The sequence below is a fragment of the Leisingera sp. ANG1 genome, assembly GCF_000203975.2.
In the GTDB taxonomy this organism is placed as follows: domain Bacteria; phylum Pseudomonadota; class Alphaproteobacteria; order Rhodobacterales; family Rhodobacteraceae; genus Leisingera.
The window spans coordinates 96,957-112,472 of sequence record NZ_AFCF02000009.1 but is presented as its reverse complement, the minus strand read 5'-3'; the positions used below and the strand labels follow the sequence as shown (position 1 = coordinate 112,472).

The following is a 15,516-nucleotide window of genomic DNA, read 5'->3' as shown; positions in this document are numbered from 1 at the left end:
ACGACGTTGCGTCTCCTATAGGAAACTTTTTCCCTCTTGCAAACAAAAAGTGCGATCACGGAAATTTTGACCGGAAAATACATCAAAGCTAAAGTGTTTGCGGATCAGGAGAATTCGCAGAAATGGAACCAATTCCCTCAGAAGAAACAGGACTGGGCCCCGAGGCCATGGAGGCCCCGGATGGCGAAGTTCTAGGAAAAATGATTCGCGAAGCCCGCAAAGAAAAGGGGCTGACATTGGAGGAAGCCGCCAAGGCAGCAGCCATTGGCAGGTCCACTTTATCCAAGATCGAGAACAACCAGACCCGTCCCAGTTTCGAGATCATCCGCCGCCTGATGCAGACGCTAGAACTGGAAACACCGCAGTTGTTTGTGCAGTCCAGTCAAAGCGGCGTCACCGGGCGCCGGGACTTCACCCGCACTGGCGAGGGCGAGCACAAGGAAACCTCGACCTATGATCATGAACTGTTGTGCAGCGAGCTGACCAGCAAGCGCATGGTGCCTTATATCAGTACCATCAAGGCCCGGGATGTGACCGAGTTTGACAATTGGGTGCGCCACCAGGGGGAGGAGTTCATGTTCGTGCTGAGCGGGGAGCTGATCCTTTATACGGAGCATTACCGGCCGTTGCGCATGGGGGCCGGGGATTCCGTTTATTATGACAGCGGCATGGGCCACGGCTGTGTTTCCGTCAGTAAAGAAGACGCCAAGGTGCTTTGGGTGTCGTTGGAGGGATAAACGCAGCAAGGCGCTCTTTGGCGTGAAAACATCCCGTCAGCTGCGGCTGAAACAGGCATTTCCGGCCTGCGCGACCTCAGTTGGCCTGGTGCAGCCCGCCTTTCGGCAATGACGCAAAACGCGGCGCAGTAGGATAGCGGAGCGTCCCCTCTGCTGATCGGTCCGCAACCTTCAGCAATCGCGAAGCGGTGTAGGCTGTCTATAACGTAATGCCTTTAATGTCAGGCTGATTGCCGTGCAGGCAGCGCGTCAAGGCTGATCGTGAACCGGATTGTGGTGCCGGCCTCAGTTTGCGGGTCGCACCAGATTAGTCCCTTGTGCCGCTTGGCGATTTTTGCGCAGGTTGCCAGCCCCAGGCCGGTGCCAGGCTGCTCGCTGCCGCGTTGCAGCCGCTTGAAGGGCTCAAAAATCTTATCCCGGTATTCCGGCGGCACGCCAATGCCATTGTCGGCTACAGAGATCATCAGCCCCGGCTGGGCTGGTTCCGCGGTTATTACGATCTCAGGTGTTTTGCCGCCGCTGTACTTTATTGCGTTGCCAATCAGGTTCTGCAGCAACTGCACAATATCGGGTGGAAAACAGACCACCCTCAGCCCACCGGACTGCCAATCAATGCGGGCACCGGATTCTGCCAGATCCTGCGCAAGGACAGCACGCAAGCTGTCGAACAGGCTGTCAACGGTTACTCGCTCTGCCCGGCCGTCGCTGTGCGGGTTGATATGGCTGGCAAGCCGCTCAATCAGCTCTGATGTCTTGTTTACCGACTTCTTCATCAGGTCGAATTGCCGGGCAACCTCGTCCAGGTCACCGTCTGCGTACTCTTCCTGGATCTGATCGCTCAGGAACTTGATTGCCCGCAACGGCGCCCGCATGTCGTGGACCAGAACGTCGGAGAAAAGCCTCAGCTCGTTTTGCTGTTCCTGAATGCGCCAGCGCATATCCGAAACTTTCAGCCCGTTTGCGATCATCCGTTTCAGTGCCTCTGCACTGAGCGCCGACTTCGGAATGTAGTCACTGGCTCCGACCAGGATAACGCTTTTGGCAATCTCCTCATCGCCATGGCCGGTTGTCATGAACAGCACCGCCCGTGGCCAGGCTTCATTCAAACGTGCAATCAGGTCGAGCCCGGTTCCATCCGGAGCAGGTAGTCGAGGAAAATCACGTCCGCCGGCTGCCCGGCAAACCCCAGCGCTTTCTCGCCGCTGTCGGCTTCGGAGATGCTGGCGTCCGGGTGAGGCTGCTTTAGTAACCGGCGCAGCAGTTTCCGGTCGCCGGCGTCATCGTCAATGAGCAGGATGTTGAGCGCCGCCATCGGTCACCTTTCTAATGTGGATTTCGGGCAGTTCGACAATCCGCCAGTAATTATCGAGCGTTGCCATTAGGTCGGCAAACATGTCGCCGGCCTTTGATTTCAGTATGTAGCCGGCGACATTATTGGCATAAGCCTCAGAAATGTCCCGTTCGTCATCCGAGGTTGTCAGCACGATGAATAGTATATTGTGCAGTACCGGGTCCGCGCGGATTTCCCGCAGTAGCTCAATCCCGTTCTTGCGTGGCATGTTAATGTCGCTCAGCACCACGAAATGAGGCGGCGGAACCTGACTCATTTCACCACGCAGGAAGGCCAAGGCCTCGACCCCGTCAGCAAACCGGGTAACTGGATTGGCAATCCTGGCCTGCTCAAAGGCGCGCCGCAAGGCCTTTGCGTCGCCGTCATCATCTTCCACCAGAATGATGTTCAGGGCAGGGCGGCTGGCGTTCCGGGGGCTTTGCATCGTGCTGACACTCCTTTCTGCCGGGGCTTGGTGCTGTTCGGTGCGATCACCAGCTGGAGGGCTGGAAGAAGCGCGGCGGTCCCCTACTGGAGAAGGGTTGGGGACACGCGGGCTGTCACTTCGCGGGTGTCTTCGATCACGCTGTCCAGATCATCCATGAAGGCCACCAGATCCTTGCAGCTGCGTTCAAGCATCGACACATCCGACAGCACGGCTGGAGAAAAACTGTCATCCTGGCGGGCTTGCGACTTGACGATCCTGACCCCGGCAAGCGTCCGGCTCAGCAGCAGGCGCAGATCGGGGCCGCAGCCGACGATGAAGCGCTGAAAGATCCGCTTCAGTTCCTTCTCTGAAGCTTTGGCGCTGGAGAGCTGGCCGTAAAGGGCCCGCCTTTCGATGGCGGAGGCAATAGACTTTATCAGCGCATCCACAGAAAGCTCTTCCTTGACGATGTAATCGGAGCACCCCCGGCGCATGGCTTCGACGGCAGTCTGGTAGCTGGTGACGCTAGTGAGCATGATCGGGACGGCTTGGACCTGTTCCTCGTGGCTCAGCAGAAGTTTCAGCGCATCCAGGCCGGTATCCATACCAAGATTGTGGTCCAGAAAAACCAGGTCGTACTGCTCCTTGTCCAGCAGCTTGCGCATTTCCTCCAGATTGGCAGCCTCAAAGAACTCGGCTTCCATTCCAGCCTTGCGGCACAGCTTTTTAAGGCGCAACCGGTCTATTTCGTCATCATCAACCGAAAGGATGTTGAGGATTACGGGCGGCATGAAGGGCGGTGCAGTCACTTTCTGAAAACGATTGTTACTCATCCTGGTACCCCTTTGAATTGACACAGCGCCCGGAATTATAATTCGGAACGAGCACTCGCTTGGATTGTTTATATCACACAAGATCACGCTAAGGGTTATTATCAGACGAGATTTGATTAAAGAACACTAAGCCGCTGCATGAGGGGGGAGGATTTTGCGGTTTCAATTCGCAGTTTGCTGAACTTTTATGGAAAAATTTCGGAGCGGCGTGCCTGCACGCGGGCTGGTAATCTGAATGCTGTGCGGAAGTTAAAACTTATTGAAAAATTGGCGTTTTTTAGGGGGCTGTTGCAGCAAGCTGGAGAAGGGGCTTGCAAGCGAGTGCCGCGGCCCTGGAAACTTATCGGCTGGAGTGGCGTCCGGTGGCCGCAAGCGGCCTGGCAGCCAGCCGCGTTCAAGCACAGGTTGCCATAGTCTGAAGGCGCCGCAGGTTTTTGCGGCGCCTCCGGTGAGTTTTCAGAAGTCCTGCCAGAGATCGCGGGCGGCGCTGCCGTTGGAAGCTGCCGCTGCGGGCGCCGGGCTGGCTTCGATGTCCCAGCTGTCCTCGCCATGCGCCGAGGGCGCAGGTTTGGCGGCCGGGACGGCGGCAGGGGCCGTTGCGGGCGCCGGGCGGGCGGGGGCCGCGCCGCCGGAAACCCGGAAATGCGCCACCAGCTCGGCCAGTTTGCCGGCATCGGTGTTCAGCATGTGGCCGGCTGCTGTGGCCTCCTCGACCATCGCCGCGTTCTGCTGCGTCACCTGATCCAGTTGGGTCACACCGGTGTTGATCTCGTTGAGGCCGGTGGACTGCTCCGCCGCGCCTTCGGCAATGCCGGAGACCAGCTGCGAGATATGGGTGACCTGCTCGACGATGCTCTGCAGCGCCTCGCCGGCCTTGCCGACCAGATCGACGCCGCGCTCCACCTGCTTGGAGCTGTCGGAGATCAGCGTCTTGATCTCCATCGCCGCATCCGAGGAGCGCTGCGCCAGGGCGCGCACTTCGCTGGCGACCACCGCAAAGCCCTTGCCGGCCTCGCCCGCCCGCGCCGCCTCGACGCCGGCATTGAGCGCCAGCAGGTTGGTCTGGAAGGCGATGTCGTCGATCACAGAAATGATCTGGCTGATGTGGTTCGAGGACTGCTCGATCTCGGTCATCGCCGACACCGCGCTTTGCACCACTTCGCGGTTATTTTCCGCTTCGGTGCGGGCCTCGGCCATGGTCGCCTCGACGCTGCGGGCGCCGTCGGCGGCGGATTTGACGGACGCGGTCAGCTCATCCAGCGCCGCGGCGGTTTCCTCCAGGGTGGCCGCCTGGCTCTCGGTGCGGTGCGACAGGTCGTCGGAGGCCTGGCTGATCTCGGCGGCGCCGTTGCGGATGCTGCCGGAGGCCTCGATCACCTGCTGCACGGTGGCGCTGAGGTTGCTGACGGTGCTGTTGAAGTTCTGCCGCAGCTGCTCGTATTCCTCCGGGAAGGCGCTGTTGATCGGCTGCGAGAAATCGCCGTCTGCCAGCTGCACCAGGCCGCTGCTCAGCTTCTCAACCACCTGCTGCTGCTGGCGCTGCATCTCGGCGCGCTCCTCCTCGGCGGCGCGGGCCAGCTTCAGGTCGTCCTGCATCGAGACCAGCGTTTTGCCGATCTTGCCGATCTCGTCGCCGCGGCTGGCCGCCGCAACTTCGGTGTCGAGATCGCCGGAGGACACCGCTTCCATATCGCTGCAGATCCGGTCGATCGGCTTGGTCACCGACCGGGCAAACAGCCAGCCGAAGAAGGACATGCCGCCAGCGCAGATCAGCGAGGCCAGAAGCAGCATGTTGCGCTTCTCAGCTGCCGGGGCCATCAGCTCCGCCCAGTCCTGCTCGGCGATGATCGCCCAATTTGCAAATTCCAGCGGCAGCGGCTCGGAATAAGCAAGCACAGCATGGCCGTTTAGCCCAGGGACGCCTTTCTGGACGTGCGACTCGCCGTCAAATGCAGTGGTAACCTGAGGGACCGAAGGCAGTTGCGACAGAACTTGATAGCCGTCCTCGAACCGCGATGTGGTCCGCGCAAGCATATCTGAGCCTGCCAGATATATCTGGGTGGTTTGCCCCATGCCCTGGTCGTTGTTGACGATGGCCCCCAGCAGATCCACGGGGATCTGCACCGCCAGCACGCCGACAGTCAGATTGGCATCGTTCACCACGGGAGAGGCTGCAAAAGCGGCAGCTGCGCCGCCGGAGGGCGCATAAGGCTTCATGTCCGCAAAGAAGACCTCGCCGCGGCTGCCTTCAAGGGCGGCACGGTAAACGTCGGCCAGACCTGAGTCCTTGAACGGGCCGGTCATCATGTTGGTACCGTAGTCGTTTTCCTTGAACACCGAGTAGACGATGTCGCCGGCCAGGTTGATCAGGAAGGCATCATAGTAGCCTTTGCTTTCGATCAGCGTCTTATAGGCCGGATGGAAGGTCTCGTGATGCATGTGATAGGGCGACTCGCCCTTGCCGCGCACCAGAAGATGCTTCTGCCCGATCGGATTCGGGTTGTCGTCGATATAGGCCTGGCGCAGGATCTGGCCTGGATTTCCATCCAGATCGTTCCAGGTCATTGTCAGCCATTCGATGGCAGTGGCTGTTGACGGTACCGCCGCCAGCGTCTGCACATCCGCATGAATTCCGTCCAGCAGCGTCTGCACCGAAAACTTCCGGTCCGCCACCATCGAGCGGAACTGGTCTTCCGCAGTTTTTTCGGCGCTTTTTTGGAAGCTGATAGTGCTGATGGTGACGAGAATCGCCGTCACAAGCACACCGAACCCAACAACAAACAATGGCAATTTATGTGCCAGCTTGAGCGATTTGAACGTTTTCATTCCGTCCTCCTAAGAGCAGTGCGGTCTAGGCCACCGCAATAGTGATGCCAGTCAGAATGCGTCCCAGGTGTTAATTTGCCGCTTACGGCGCATGCCGCATGCCGCATTTCGATGCAGAAACATGCCGGATTCTGCTGCGCTCCGGCGTCACTTTCTGAAGGTCTGGTAAAGATGCATCCGCAGGCTGTGCGGAGCCCTGAAAACACGCCTGCTGAACCGCCGCAGGTGATTCTCCGGACCGTCAGAACACAGATAAAAATTGATCGGGTTTCTGACGCGAAATTTTCGCCGGTCTCCTTATGAATCCCCCTCCTGGCGCGGCTGACGGCAATCAAATGTTAAGTCCCGCCACCTAAGAATTGCCCCATCGAACTCGAACTGATCGCCGACAACGGGGGTGCGAATCGCCGAAAATGACTACGGAAACGCAAAAGCACGTTTTGGATCTGCCAAACGCCTTCGCGGAGCTGGATCCGCTGATCGCCTTCCTGCAGGGAGCGCGCGCAAAGGCAGTCGAAATCGACTGCAGCGGCGTTGCCCTGATGCCTTCGCGCTGCCTGCAGCTTCTGCTTGGCGCAGAGCAGCAGTGGCGGTCCGAGGGGGCGGGCTTCGCAGTCACCAACATCACAGAATCCTGCCGCAAGTCCCTGACGCTTCTGGGGCTGGAGCCCAACCGTTTTGAAGACGAGGAAACAGCATGAAAACCAAAGTTCTGGCAATCGACGATTCCCGCACCATCCGGAATCTTCTGGCCGCGACCCTGGAAGAGGCCGGTTTTGAATACCACTGCGCGGTCGATGGCCGCGAGGGAGTGGACATGTACCCTGACGTGGATCCGGACGTGGTGATCACCGACATCAACATGCCCAACCTCGACGGTTTCGGCGTGATCGAGGAGCTGCGCGGCACCGGCATCAATTCCAAGGTTCCGATTCTGGTGCTGACCACTGAAAGCGCACCTGAACTGAAGGCCCGTGCCCGCGGCGCTGGCGCCACCGGCTGGATCACCAAGCCGTTTGATGATGCCTCGCTGATTTTTGCGCTCAAGCGCGTGACTGGAGCTGCGGCCTAAGATGTCGGGTTCGATTCAGGATACCTTCTTTGAGGAGTGCGAAGAGCTCCTTGAAGCAACGGATGAGGGTCTGACCGCCATCGAAGGAGGCGATCACGACTCTGAGGTTGTCAACGCGATCTTCCGCGCCGTGCACTCGATCAAGGGTGGCGCCGGGGCCTTTGGCCTCGATGATCTGGTGGCTTTCGCCCACCGGTTCGAAACCGTGTTTGACGAAGTGCGCTCCAACCGGCTGGAGCTGGACGAGAAGCTGATCCAGCTGCTGCTGCGCTCCAGCGATCAACTGTCAGCACTGGTCGAGGCTGCCCGGGACGGCGGCGAGATAGACGAAGCGCACAATGATACGCTGTTGGCGGCGCTGGATGAATACATTCCGGAAGAAGAGGAAGACCTCACCTTCGAGCCGATGGGGCTCGGCGGCCCGGCGCCCATGATGGATCTTGGCGATCTGGGCGGCGCCCCGGCGGAACCGCAGGAAGAGACCTACCGGATCCGCTTCCAGCCGCTGAAGGAAATGTATGGCACCGGCAACGAGCCGTTCTTCCTGTTCCAGGCGCTCAAGGATCTGGGTGAGCTGACCGTCACCATGGACGAGAATGAGCTGCCCGGCTTTGATGCCATGGACATGAGCGAAGCCTATCTGGCCTGGGATCTGGTGCTGGTCACCAAGGAGACGCGTTCGAAGGTTGAGGCCGTGTTCGAATTCGTCGAGGGCCTGTGCGAGCTGTCGATCAACGGTGATGGCGATGCCGAGGCGGAAGCCAATGCGTTGGCCGCGCTGGATGCGATGTTCGCTGCACCGCCAGCCGCAGATGCCGCAGCTGCCCCTGAGGGGGAGGCGCCTGCAGCCCCTTTTGAGCCGCCGGTCCCCGCACCTGAACCCGAAGCCAAGCCGGCAGCTGCCGAAGAAAAGGCCTCGGCCCCGAAAGCCGAGAGCGGCAAGCAGGAGCAGCGCGGCGGTCCCAAGCCGACGCTCCGCGTCGAACTCGAGCGGGTGGACCGGCTGATCAACGCTGTCGGGGAGCTTATCATCAACCATTCGATGCTGGCCCAGCAGATCGCCAACCTGAACGTCTCGGATACCCGGGATGTGGAGACAGAGCTGGAAGGGTTCAAAAACCTGGCCCGCGACATCCAGGAAGGTGTCATGGCCATTCGCGCGCAGCCGGTGAAGCCGCTGTTCCAGCGCATGGCCCGGATCGTCCGCGAGGCTTCGGCCGCAACCGGCAAGACCTGCAAGCTGGTCACCGAAGGCGAAAACACCGAGGTCGACAAGACGGTCATCGAACGGTTGTCAGACCCGCTGACGCATATCCTGCGCAATGCGGTCGACCACGGTGTGGAGAAGCCAGACGACAGAGAAGCGGCCGGGAAGTCCAAAATCGGTGAAATCCGGCTGTCTGCCTCCCACCGTTCCGGCAGTGTCTGCATCGAGATCAAGGACGACGGGGCCGGTGTGAACCGCCCGCGCGTGAAACAGATTGCGATCGAGAAAGGGCTGATCCCGGAAAATGCGGAACTGACCGACAGCGAGATCGACAACCTTCTGTTTGCGCCGGGTTTCTCGACGGCCAAGGAGATTTCCAATCTCTCCGGCCGCGGCGTTGGCATGGATGTGGTGAAAAATGCGGTGACCGGTCTCGGCGGGCGCATCAACATCTCATCCTCGCCCGGCAAAGGCTCCACCTTCACCATCATCCTGCCGCTGACCCTGGCAGTGATGGACGGCATGGTGGTGTCGGTTGCCGATCAGACCATGGTGGTGCCGATCACCTCGATCGTCGAAACCATGCGCGGCAGCGACGACATGATCAACAGCCTGGGCGCTGACGGCACCCTGTTGTCGATCCGCGGCAACTTCGTGCCGATCTGCGATGTGGCCGGCGGCCTTGGGCTCTACCGCGAAAGCGATCAGCAAGCGGGCGTCTACCTGCTGGTGGAGACCGAAACCGGCCAGCGCTGCGCCCTGGCGGTGGATGACATCCACGATCAGCGCCAGGTGGTGATCAAGAGCCTGGACGGCGTCTGCGGGGAGATCCCGGGCGTCGCTGCGGCAACCATCCTTGGCGACGGCAAGATCGCCATGATCCTGGACCCTGAAAGCATCATCGCGGCCTCGCCCACTGCGGCCGCCTTTGACACCGAGCGGAGAATGAGCAATGCAAGCTGAAGTGAAGCAAACCGATCAGGAAGTGAAACACGCTGAACACAGCGAGTTTGTGAGCTTCACCGTGGCCGGTCAGGCGTTCTGCCTGAAGATAACCCAGATCCGGGAAATCCGGCGCTGGTCGCCGGTGACCATCCTGCCGCATGCACCCGCCGACGTGCTCGGGGTGATGAACCTGCGCGGTGCGGTGATCCCGATTTATGACCTCTCCGCCCGTTTCGGCCTGCAGCAGACCGAAGCCAGCGAGCGCAATGTGGTCATCGTTGTCTCCGTGCACGGGAAACCGGTCGGCCTGCTGGCAGAATCGGTCTCCGAGATCATCTCGATTAACCCGGACGACATCCAGGACACCCCGCCGGTGGATAGCCGCAACACGATGGAGTACATCCAGGGCATCATCTCGCATGATGACACCATGGTGCGCATCATCAATCTGGATGCGGTGATCTCGGCTCCGGAGCAGGTGATGCCGTGAGCGCAGAAGGTACTATCACTCCCAACGCGGACAGCTTTTCGCTGTCAGACCAGGAATTCGAAGCCATTGCGCAATTCGCGCACAAGAACTTCGGACTGGCGATGGCGAAAAGCAAGAAGCCGCTGGTGTCGTCGCGCCTGGCCCGCAAGCTGCGGCAGCGCAACATCACCAACTTCAAGGATTACCTTGCCAGCCTGGACGGCCCCAATGCCGACGAGGAACGCAGCGGGCTGTTGTCGCTGCTGACCACAAATGTGACCCATTTCTTCCGGGAGCCGCATCACTTCGAAACCCTGCGCAACGACGTGCTGCCGCCGCTGGTGGAACAGGCACGGCGTGGCGGCCGGGTGCGGCTGTGGTCGGCGGGCTGCTCCAACGGGCAGGAACCCTACTCGATTGCGATGACACTGCTGGACGTCTGTCCGGAAGCCGCAAATCTGGACATCAAGATCCTGGGCACCGACATCGACCCGGTGGTGGTGCGCCATGCCCAGGCGGCCAAGTACCCCGAGGACGAGCTGGCCCAGATCGACGCCAAATACAGCAAGCTGGTGCCCAAGCGCGACCCGGACGGGCGGCTGCCGGACAGCCTGCGCAAGCTGATCACCTTTGGGGTGCTGAACCTGATTGAACCCTTCCCTTTCAAGGGGAAGTTCGATGCGATTTTCTGCCGGAACGTTGCGATTTATTTCGACAACCCGACCCAGCAGAAGGTCTGGAGCGCCTTCCAGAATGCCCTGAACCCGGGCGGCACCCTCTTCATCGGTCACTCCGAGCGCATGTCAGGCCCGGCGGCGCAGCACCTGAAGACGGCCGGGATCACCACTTATGTCAACTCACCCGCTGGCAGGTAACCCTGTCCACGGCTGCAAGCAGAGCAGAAGGAAAGAAAAATGAGCTTGAAAGACTCTCTCCGCGTCATGGTTGTTGACGATATGTCGACGAGCCGGGGGATCATCACACAGAGCCTGGATGAGATCGGCATCAAGAACTACATGGTCGAGAACTCCGGTCAGGGCGCTTATCAGAAGCTGACCCAGACCCCGGTTCATCTGGTGCTGTCCGATTACAACATGCCAGGCATGGACGGGCTCGGATTGCTGAAGGCGCTGCGCAGCCATCAGGTGACCCAGCGTGTCGGCTTCATCCTGGTCACCGGCAAGCCGACACCGGAAATCATCCAGGTTGGCAAGCAGATCGGCCTGAACAACATCATCCGCAAGCCGTTCACGGTGGCAACCATGAAGCAGGCCATCGAACAGGTCGTCGGGCGGCTCTGATCATGGAGCGTCCCGACAAAGCCCTCGGCGAGCTCTGCGCCGCATCCGCGTGGGAAATGGAGCAGCTCCGCAGTCAGATGCAAGCGCTGGAGGACGTCGTCCTCGACGTTCTGGAGCGGGGAACCGCGCCGACCAGTCAGGAGCTGCGCTCGCTGCAGGACTTCGACCTGGTTATCCAGACACTGTCGGGGCTCTCCGGGTTCTACCGGCGCGTGCAGGCCCAGGTTGATGAGGCCGGCCCCGCGGACCTGCCTGCGGCAGCGGCCGGTGTCACCCTGGAAAAGCTGCGCGACCGGTTGCGGTCGGCTGGCAGCATGGCCAGCACCTGATACAGTTAGACCCTGTCCGGGTTCGGGCAGGGTCTGTCCGCCGCTATTGCCAGCGGCGGATTTTCTTTTTCTTTTCTGCCGCTAAGGACTACATTGGGCCATAGCTGAATTCGCTAACCCAGGTATCCGCATGTCGTTTCTCTTCAAACCCCTGATTTTCACCGCTTGCCTGCTGCTCGCCGCCGGCGCGCAGGCTGCGACCGACCGCATAGCCCTGGTCATCGGGGTTGCGGACTACCAGTACCTGCCGCCGCTGGAAAATACCCGCAATGACGCCGTTGCCATGGCGGATACACTGGAAGGCATCGGATTCGACGTCAGCCTGGCGCTGGATCCGGGCACGTCTGAGATGGAACAGCTGCTGGATGACTTTGCCTTCCGGTCCGAAGTCGCCGATCTGGCGCTGGTCTATTTTGCCGGCCACGGGATTGAGGTGCAGGGCGAGAACTTTCTGATCCCGGCAGATGCCAAAGTCGCAAGCAACCGTGATGTGCAGCGGCAGTCGCTGTCCTTGAAACAGCTGCTCGGCGCGGTCGACCGGGCCCGCAAGATGCGGATCGTGATCCTGGACAGCTGCCGCGACAATCCGCTGGGCGACTCCATCGCACTGGAACAGAGCAGCGAACAAACAACTCAAACCACGGAAACTACCCGCGGCGGCGGCGGCATGGCCCCGGCAGACCCGGACCGCGGCACCTTGGTGGCCTTTGCCGCCAAGGACGGCCAGGTGGCTTTGGATGGCAGCGGCAGCAATTCACCCTACGCCACAGCACTGATGCAAAAAATGGTGCAGCCCGGCCTGGAAATCAGCCTGATGTTCCGCCAGGTGCGCGACCAGGTGCTGCAGAGCACCGCCAACCTTCAGGAGCCGCATACCTACGGCTCGCTGACCGGCGTGCCCTTCTACCTGGCTGGTCCCGGAGAAAATGACGCCCCTGTTTCTGTGGCCGATGCCTCTGCCGCTTGGGCGGCACTGAAACCCGACCAGGAGGAACAGCTTCTGGCGCTGGCTGAGCTCGGCGACACCCGCTCTATGCTGGGTCTGGCTTATATCCGGCTGAACCCGAATGAGGGCCGGTTTGACCCCAAGGCGGCGGTGAAATTCCTGCAGCGCGCCGCGGATGCCGGCTCACCGGAGGCCCAGTTTGAACTGGCCAAACTTTATGAGCGCGGTACCGGAGTGGAGGCCGATCAAACCAAGGCTCTGGAACTGTACCAAGCGGCCGCAGAACAAGATTTTGCCGACGCGATCAATGATCTTGGCTTCCTGCACTATCAGGGCGGACTGGGTCTGCCTGCCAACCCGAAAAAGGCGCTCACCTTCTTCGAGCGAGCTGCTGACCTGCGCCATCCGCAGGCCCAATTTAATTTTGCCGCGCTCATTGATGACGGCTTGATTCCCTCGAAAGGTCCCGAAGATTCAGCGCATTACCTTTATGCCGCCCTGCGCAGCGGAAGCTCTGACGTGCTGGGCCTCCTAAGCGAACGGCCCAATATGTTCACGGCAGAAACCCGACGGGCACTGCAGTCGAAGCTGAAGGAAAACAACTTCTATGCCGGCGCGATAGACGGAGACTTCGGCCCGGGAACCCAGCGCGGAATCCGTCAGGCCTATGGACTGGAGGGCTAACCGCCCTACTTCAAGCCGATGTTACATCGTGCTTTGTTCCTCGTTCTCCTCACTTTCTTCCTGAACAACCCCTCGGATGGCCAGGCCGGCGGCGGCTATGGCGGCGGTTACGGTGGCGGCGATGGTGGTGACGGCGGCGGTGACGGTGGTGACGGCGGCGGCGATGGTGGTGACGGCGGCGGCGATGGTGGTGACGGCGGCGGCGACGGTGGTGACGGCGGTGGCGGCGGGGTCAGCTCACGTGGTGGTGGTGACGGCGGCGAGGGTGACGGCAGCACGTTCGGCGGTTCGTCCGGCAGCGGCCGGTTCTTTGGAAACCGCATTCGCTCTGCCGATCAAGTGGTGGACCGGGTCGCCGGTTTCCAGGATCTCTGCGGCATCGTGGGCCCTTATCTGATCGATTGTCTGGCTGAGCGGTTTGAAGCGCTGGAAAAAGACTTGGCCGGCTTGCCAGGACATGAACCCTTGCGCGCCATTCTCAAAGACACTGCCCGCGATCTGCGGCAGATTGCGCGGGAAAACCGCGACCCCTCAAAGCCCCGGGGCAAGGCACGATCCGTCAACAGCACGGACAAGTCGCACCGCCCGATTGTGGCCGTGGCACCGGAGCGGCAGGCAACTGCAGTCGCTCAGGCATTGGCTGTGCTGGAGGAGACCCAGACCAAACTGTTGCGCTCAGCTGAAAGCTCACCCACAAGGTCGGTTGTGCGTTATCAGCGGATCGCAGCTGCGATCGATTCCAGCAAGGTGCTGTTGCGGTCTGTCTAAGCAGAACAGCAACGCCTTTTACAGCTGACCGTCAGCGATCCACGCGTCCAGCTGGCGGCGGCTGATCTCAAAGTGCATGCTGTCCTCGCGCCGGAAGCCGGCCCCCCAGACCCACCCCTGATCGTAAAAGAAGTCCGCCATGATGGTGAGGCCCAGCTGGGTTTTGCCATCGGTGAAATTGTCCAGCTTGCCGTCAATGTTCAGGTCCACCGCCAGCCCGTAACTGTGTGTGGACAGCGAGTTGGTGGTGCCGCGGATCCGCCGCACGCACAGTGCCCCGGCAGTGTTGATGCGGGCATAAAGGTCCGGGTCGGCCTGGCGGATGTTCTCAAACACTACTTTCAGGCTTTCAATTGCGGGGCGCAGCATACTGACCCGGATCGGCCCAACCTGTTCGGTCACCAGCTTTTCCTTCAAGTCCGGGTTGGTCATCGGCTGGCAGGTGTCGTTCAGATCCTCGCGCGGGCGGCCCAGCCTCTCGGTCAGGTATTTGCCGCCCGTGACCCGCAGCCCGCGGTTCACGTTCAGCCGGTCGGCAATCAGCACCACCTGCGCATAATCAAGATCAGCACCGCCGGTCTGGTTCCAGATCGCAGCCTCGCCGGCCGCGTCATCAGTGAAAGGGCTTCCGGTGCCTGCCCCTCCTGCGGGCAGGCTGGCAACCTCATTTTGCAGATCTGTCATCCGGGCTTGAAGATCCTCCACCTGCTGGCGCAGCATCTCGATTTCAATCCGCGCCGTGGAATCCACACCGCCAGCCCCCTGGTAATCCTCTTCGCTCAGCAGCCAGCTGAGACCGAACCAGATCGCCGGCGCCAGCACTAGGCCGATGGCGATTATCACAGCTGGCAAAACCCGCATTTTCCCTCCCGGTACGTTTGCGCCCATTTCAATCTTTAGCCGCCCGGCAGTAAACCCCCTGTTTACAACTTGCCGGAAACACCGTGTTTTTTTCCGGCGCTTGGCTCTGCCCGGCATTGGCAGGCAGATAGCGCTGGTATAGACTGCCAGCAATGTTCAAACGGTAGGGGAGGGCGCAGAGCATGATCCGCCTGAAAGGTATTTTCACAAGTGTTCTGGGTGCCGGCCTGATTTTCGCGCCGATGGCGCAAGCACAGTCCGACAGCAGCGAACTGTCGGTCGAAGAAATCACCGAAGCGTTCAAGAAGCAGAAGACCCGCGGCCTGGTCATTGTGCCCAGCAGCGGCGGCACAGCCGAAACCGCAGCTGAGGAGACCGCAACCGTGGCTGCGGCGTCTGAGGAATACAATCCGGTTGACCGCCAGACTCAGATCAATGTCCAGATCTCCTTTGACTTCGACAGCGCCGCCCTGCGCGCCGATCAGGAGCCGAAACTGGCAAATATGTGTGCCTCGATGAAGGCTCTGGATGGCACTGTGTTCCAGATCATCGGCCACACCGACAGCTCTGGCTCGGCAGCTTATAACGAACGGCTGTCGCTGTTGCGCGCGCAGGAAGTGCGCCGCCATCTGATCAGCTCCTGCGGCGTGCCGGAGGATATGCTGAAAGCGATCGGTATGGGGGAAACCGCCCCGTTCAACCAAGACAACACACGCGCCGATGAAAACCGCCGCGTAGAATTCCAGGCTCTGGGCTAAGAACAGCCCGGACCCGCGCCGGA

The 15,516-nt window shown here is 60.6% G+C and carries 17 protein-coding genes; 11 read left to right on the top strand and 6 right to left on the bottom strand.

Annotated features, from left to right (window positions below; translation table 11 throughout):
- Positions 1–122: 122 nt before the first annotated feature.
- The gene (locus GC1_RS16770; protein WP_019294836.1) at positions 123–737 is read left to right on the top strand and encodes a helix-turn-helix domain-containing protein; all 615 of its coding nucleotides are present in this window, start codon (positions 123–125) and stop codon (positions 735–737) included.
- Positions 738–958: 221 nt separating this feature from the next.
- Here GC1_RS16770 and GC1_RS16765 read toward each other — a convergent pair whose 3' ends face one another.
- The 5 genes from GC1_RS16765 to GC1_RS16750 form a co-directional block, all read right to left on the bottom strand.
- Complete coding sequence (locus GC1_RS16765) at positions 959–1,810, bottom strand: sensor histidine kinase (protein ID WP_237754624.1); 852 nt, start codon at positions 1,808–1,810, stop codon at positions 959–961.
- Positions 1,811–1,851: 41 nt separating this feature from the next.
- Positions 1,852–2,049: a response regulator gene (locus tag GC1_RS22895; protein WP_019294838.1), complete on the bottom strand. Its 198-nt coding sequence runs from the start codon at positions 2,047–2,049 to the stop codon at positions 1,852–1,854.
- Positions 2,021–2,512 carry a response regulator gene (locus tag GC1_RS16760; RefSeq protein ID WP_019294839.1) on the bottom strand — a complete coding sequence of 164 codons (492 nt, stop codon included), beginning with the start codon at positions 2,510–2,512 and terminating at the stop codon, positions 2,021–2,023. The genes GC1_RS22895 and GC1_RS16760 overlap by 29 nt, the downstream gene beginning before the upstream one ends.
- Before the next feature lie 83 nt (positions 2,513–2,595).
- Entirely contained in the window at positions 2,596–3,327 is a 732-nt protein-coding gene (locus tag GC1_RS16755) for a response regulator (protein WP_052260515.1), read from the bottom strand.
- A 456-nt stretch (positions 3,328–3,783) separates the two neighbouring features.
- Complete coding sequence (locus GC1_RS16750) at positions 3,784–6,153, bottom strand: methyl-accepting chemotaxis protein (protein ID WP_039498739.1); 2,370 nt, start codon at positions 6,151–6,153, stop codon at positions 3,784–3,786.
- 413 nt (positions 6,154–6,566) lie between these two features.
- Between GC1_RS16750 and GC1_RS16745 the strand changes: the two genes are divergently transcribed.
- From GC1_RS16745 to GC1_RS22730, 9 genes are all read left to right on the top strand, one after another.
- Positions 6,567–6,854, top strand: a complete 288-nt coding sequence (locus GC1_RS16745) for an STAS domain-containing protein (RefSeq protein WP_029204938.1) — start codon at positions 6,567–6,569, stop codon at positions 6,852–6,854.
- A complete protein-coding gene (locus GC1_RS16740; RefSeq protein ID WP_019297430.1) occupies positions 6,851–7,225 on the top strand; it encodes a response regulator in 375 nt (124 codons plus the stop codon). The genes GC1_RS16745 and GC1_RS16740 overlap by 4 nt, the downstream gene beginning before the upstream one ends.
- Before the next feature lies 1 nt (position 7,226).
- Positions 7,227–9,395, top strand: coding sequence for a chemotaxis protein CheA (locus GC1_RS16735; protein ID WP_019297431.1), 2,169 nt, complete (start codon positions 7,227–7,229; stop codon positions 9,393–9,395).
- The gene (locus tag GC1_RS16730; protein ID WP_019297432.1) at positions 9,385–9,867 is read left to right on the top strand and encodes a chemotaxis protein CheW; all 483 of its coding nucleotides are present in this window, start codon (positions 9,385–9,387) and stop codon (positions 9,865–9,867) included. Before GC1_RS16735 ends, GC1_RS16730 begins: the two co-directional genes overlap by 11 nt.
- Positions 9,864–10,721 carry a CheR family methyltransferase gene (locus GC1_RS16725; protein WP_019297433.1) on the top strand — a complete coding sequence of 286 codons (858 nt, stop codon included), beginning with the start codon at positions 9,864–9,866 and terminating at the stop codon, positions 10,719–10,721. Before GC1_RS16730 ends, GC1_RS16725 begins: the two co-directional genes overlap by 4 nt.
- 39 nt (positions 10,722–10,760) lie before the next feature.
- Entirely contained in the window at positions 10,761–11,147 is a 387-nt protein-coding gene (locus tag GC1_RS16720) for a response regulator (protein WP_019297434.1), read from the top strand.
- A 2-nt stretch (positions 11,148–11,149) separates the two neighbouring features.
- Entirely contained in the window at positions 11,150–11,476 is a 327-nt protein-coding gene (locus GC1_RS16715) for a hypothetical protein (RefSeq protein WP_019297435.1), read from the top strand.
- A gap of 130 nt (positions 11,477–11,606) precedes the next feature.
- Positions 11,607–13,106 carry a caspase family protein gene (locus tag GC1_RS16710; RefSeq protein WP_019297436.1) on the top strand — a complete coding sequence of 500 codons (1,500 nt, stop codon included), beginning with the start codon at positions 11,607–11,609 and terminating at the stop codon, positions 13,104–13,106.
- A gap of 33 nt (positions 13,107–13,139) precedes the next feature.
- Positions 13,140–13,874: a hypothetical protein gene (locus tag GC1_RS22730; RefSeq protein WP_052265113.1), complete on the top strand. Its 735-nt coding sequence runs from the start codon at positions 13,140–13,142 to the stop codon at positions 13,872–13,874.
- Between the two features lie 18 nt (positions 13,875–13,892).
- Here GC1_RS22730 and GC1_RS16695 read toward each other — a convergent pair whose 3' ends face one another.
- Entirely contained in the window at positions 13,893–14,735 is an 843-nt protein-coding gene (locus GC1_RS16695) for a M15 family metallopeptidase (RefSeq protein ID WP_039137190.1), read from the bottom strand.
- Positions 14,736–14,917: 182 nt separating this feature from the next.
- On the opposite strand from GC1_RS16695, the gene GC1_RS16690 reads away from it, so the two are divergent.
- The gene (locus GC1_RS16690; RefSeq protein ID WP_039137195.1) at positions 14,918–15,493 is read left to right on the top strand and encodes an OmpA family protein; all 576 of its coding nucleotides are present in this window, start codon (positions 14,918–14,920) and stop codon (positions 15,491–15,493) included.
- Positions 15,494–15,516: the final 23 nt, after the last annotated feature.

Excerpts from the sequence above, each read along its gene's own strand:
- GC1_RS16695 (WP_039137190.1), bottom strand. The coding sequence starts at position 14,735 with ATGCGGGTTTTGCCAGCTGTGATAATCGCCATCGGCCTAGTGCTGGCG.
- GC1_RS22895 (WP_019294838.1), bottom strand. The coding sequence starts at position 2,049 with ATGGCGGCGCTCAACATCCTGCTCATTGACGATGACGCCGGCGACCGG.
- GC1_RS16710 (WP_019297436.1), top strand. The coding sequence starts at position 11,607 with ATGTCGTTTCTCTTCAAACCCCTGATTTTCACCGCTTGCCTGCTGCTC.
- GC1_RS16735 (WP_019297431.1), top strand. The coding sequence starts at position 7,227 with ATGTCGGGTTCGATTCAGGATACCTTCTTTGAGGAGTGCGAAGAGCTC.
- GC1_RS16715 (WP_019297435.1), top strand. The coding sequence starts at position 11,150 with ATGGAGCGTCCCGACAAAGCCCTCGGCGAGCTCTGCGCCGCATCCGCG.
- GC1_RS16740 (WP_019297430.1), top strand. The coding sequence starts at position 6,851 with ATGAAAACCAAAGTTCTGGCAATCGACGATTCCCGCACCATCCGGAAT.
- GC1_RS16690 (WP_039137195.1), top strand. The coding sequence starts at position 14,918 with ATGATCCGCCTGAAAGGTATTTTCACAAGTGTTCTGGGTGCCGGCCTG.
- GC1_RS16765 (WP_237754624.1), bottom strand. The coding sequence starts at position 1,810 with ATGACAACCGGCCATGGCGATGAGGAGATTGCCAAAAGCGTTATCCTG.
- GC1_RS16770 (WP_019294836.1), top strand. The coding sequence starts at position 123 with ATGGAACCAATTCCCTCAGAAGAAACAGGACTGGGCCCCGAGGCCATG.
- GC1_RS16755 (WP_052260515.1), bottom strand. The coding sequence starts at position 3,327 with ATGAGTAACAATCGTTTTCAGAAAGTGACTGCACCGCCCTTCATGCCG.
- GC1_RS16730 (WP_019297432.1), top strand. The coding sequence starts at position 9,385 with ATGCAAGCTGAAGTGAAGCAAACCGATCAGGAAGTGAAACACGCTGAA.
- GC1_RS16760 (WP_019294839.1), bottom strand. The coding sequence starts at position 2,512 with ATGCAAAGCCCCCGGAACGCCAGCCGCCCTGCCCTGAACATCATTCTG.
- GC1_RS16750 (WP_039498739.1), bottom strand. The coding sequence starts at position 6,153 with ATGAAAACGTTCAAATCGCTCAAGCTGGCACATAAATTGCCATTGTTT.
- GC1_RS16720 (WP_019297434.1), top strand. The coding sequence starts at position 10,761 with ATGAGCTTGAAAGACTCTCTCCGCGTCATGGTTGTTGACGATATGTCG.
- GC1_RS16745 (WP_029204938.1), top strand. The coding sequence starts at position 6,567 with ATGACTACGGAAACGCAAAAGCACGTTTTGGATCTGCCAAACGCCTTC.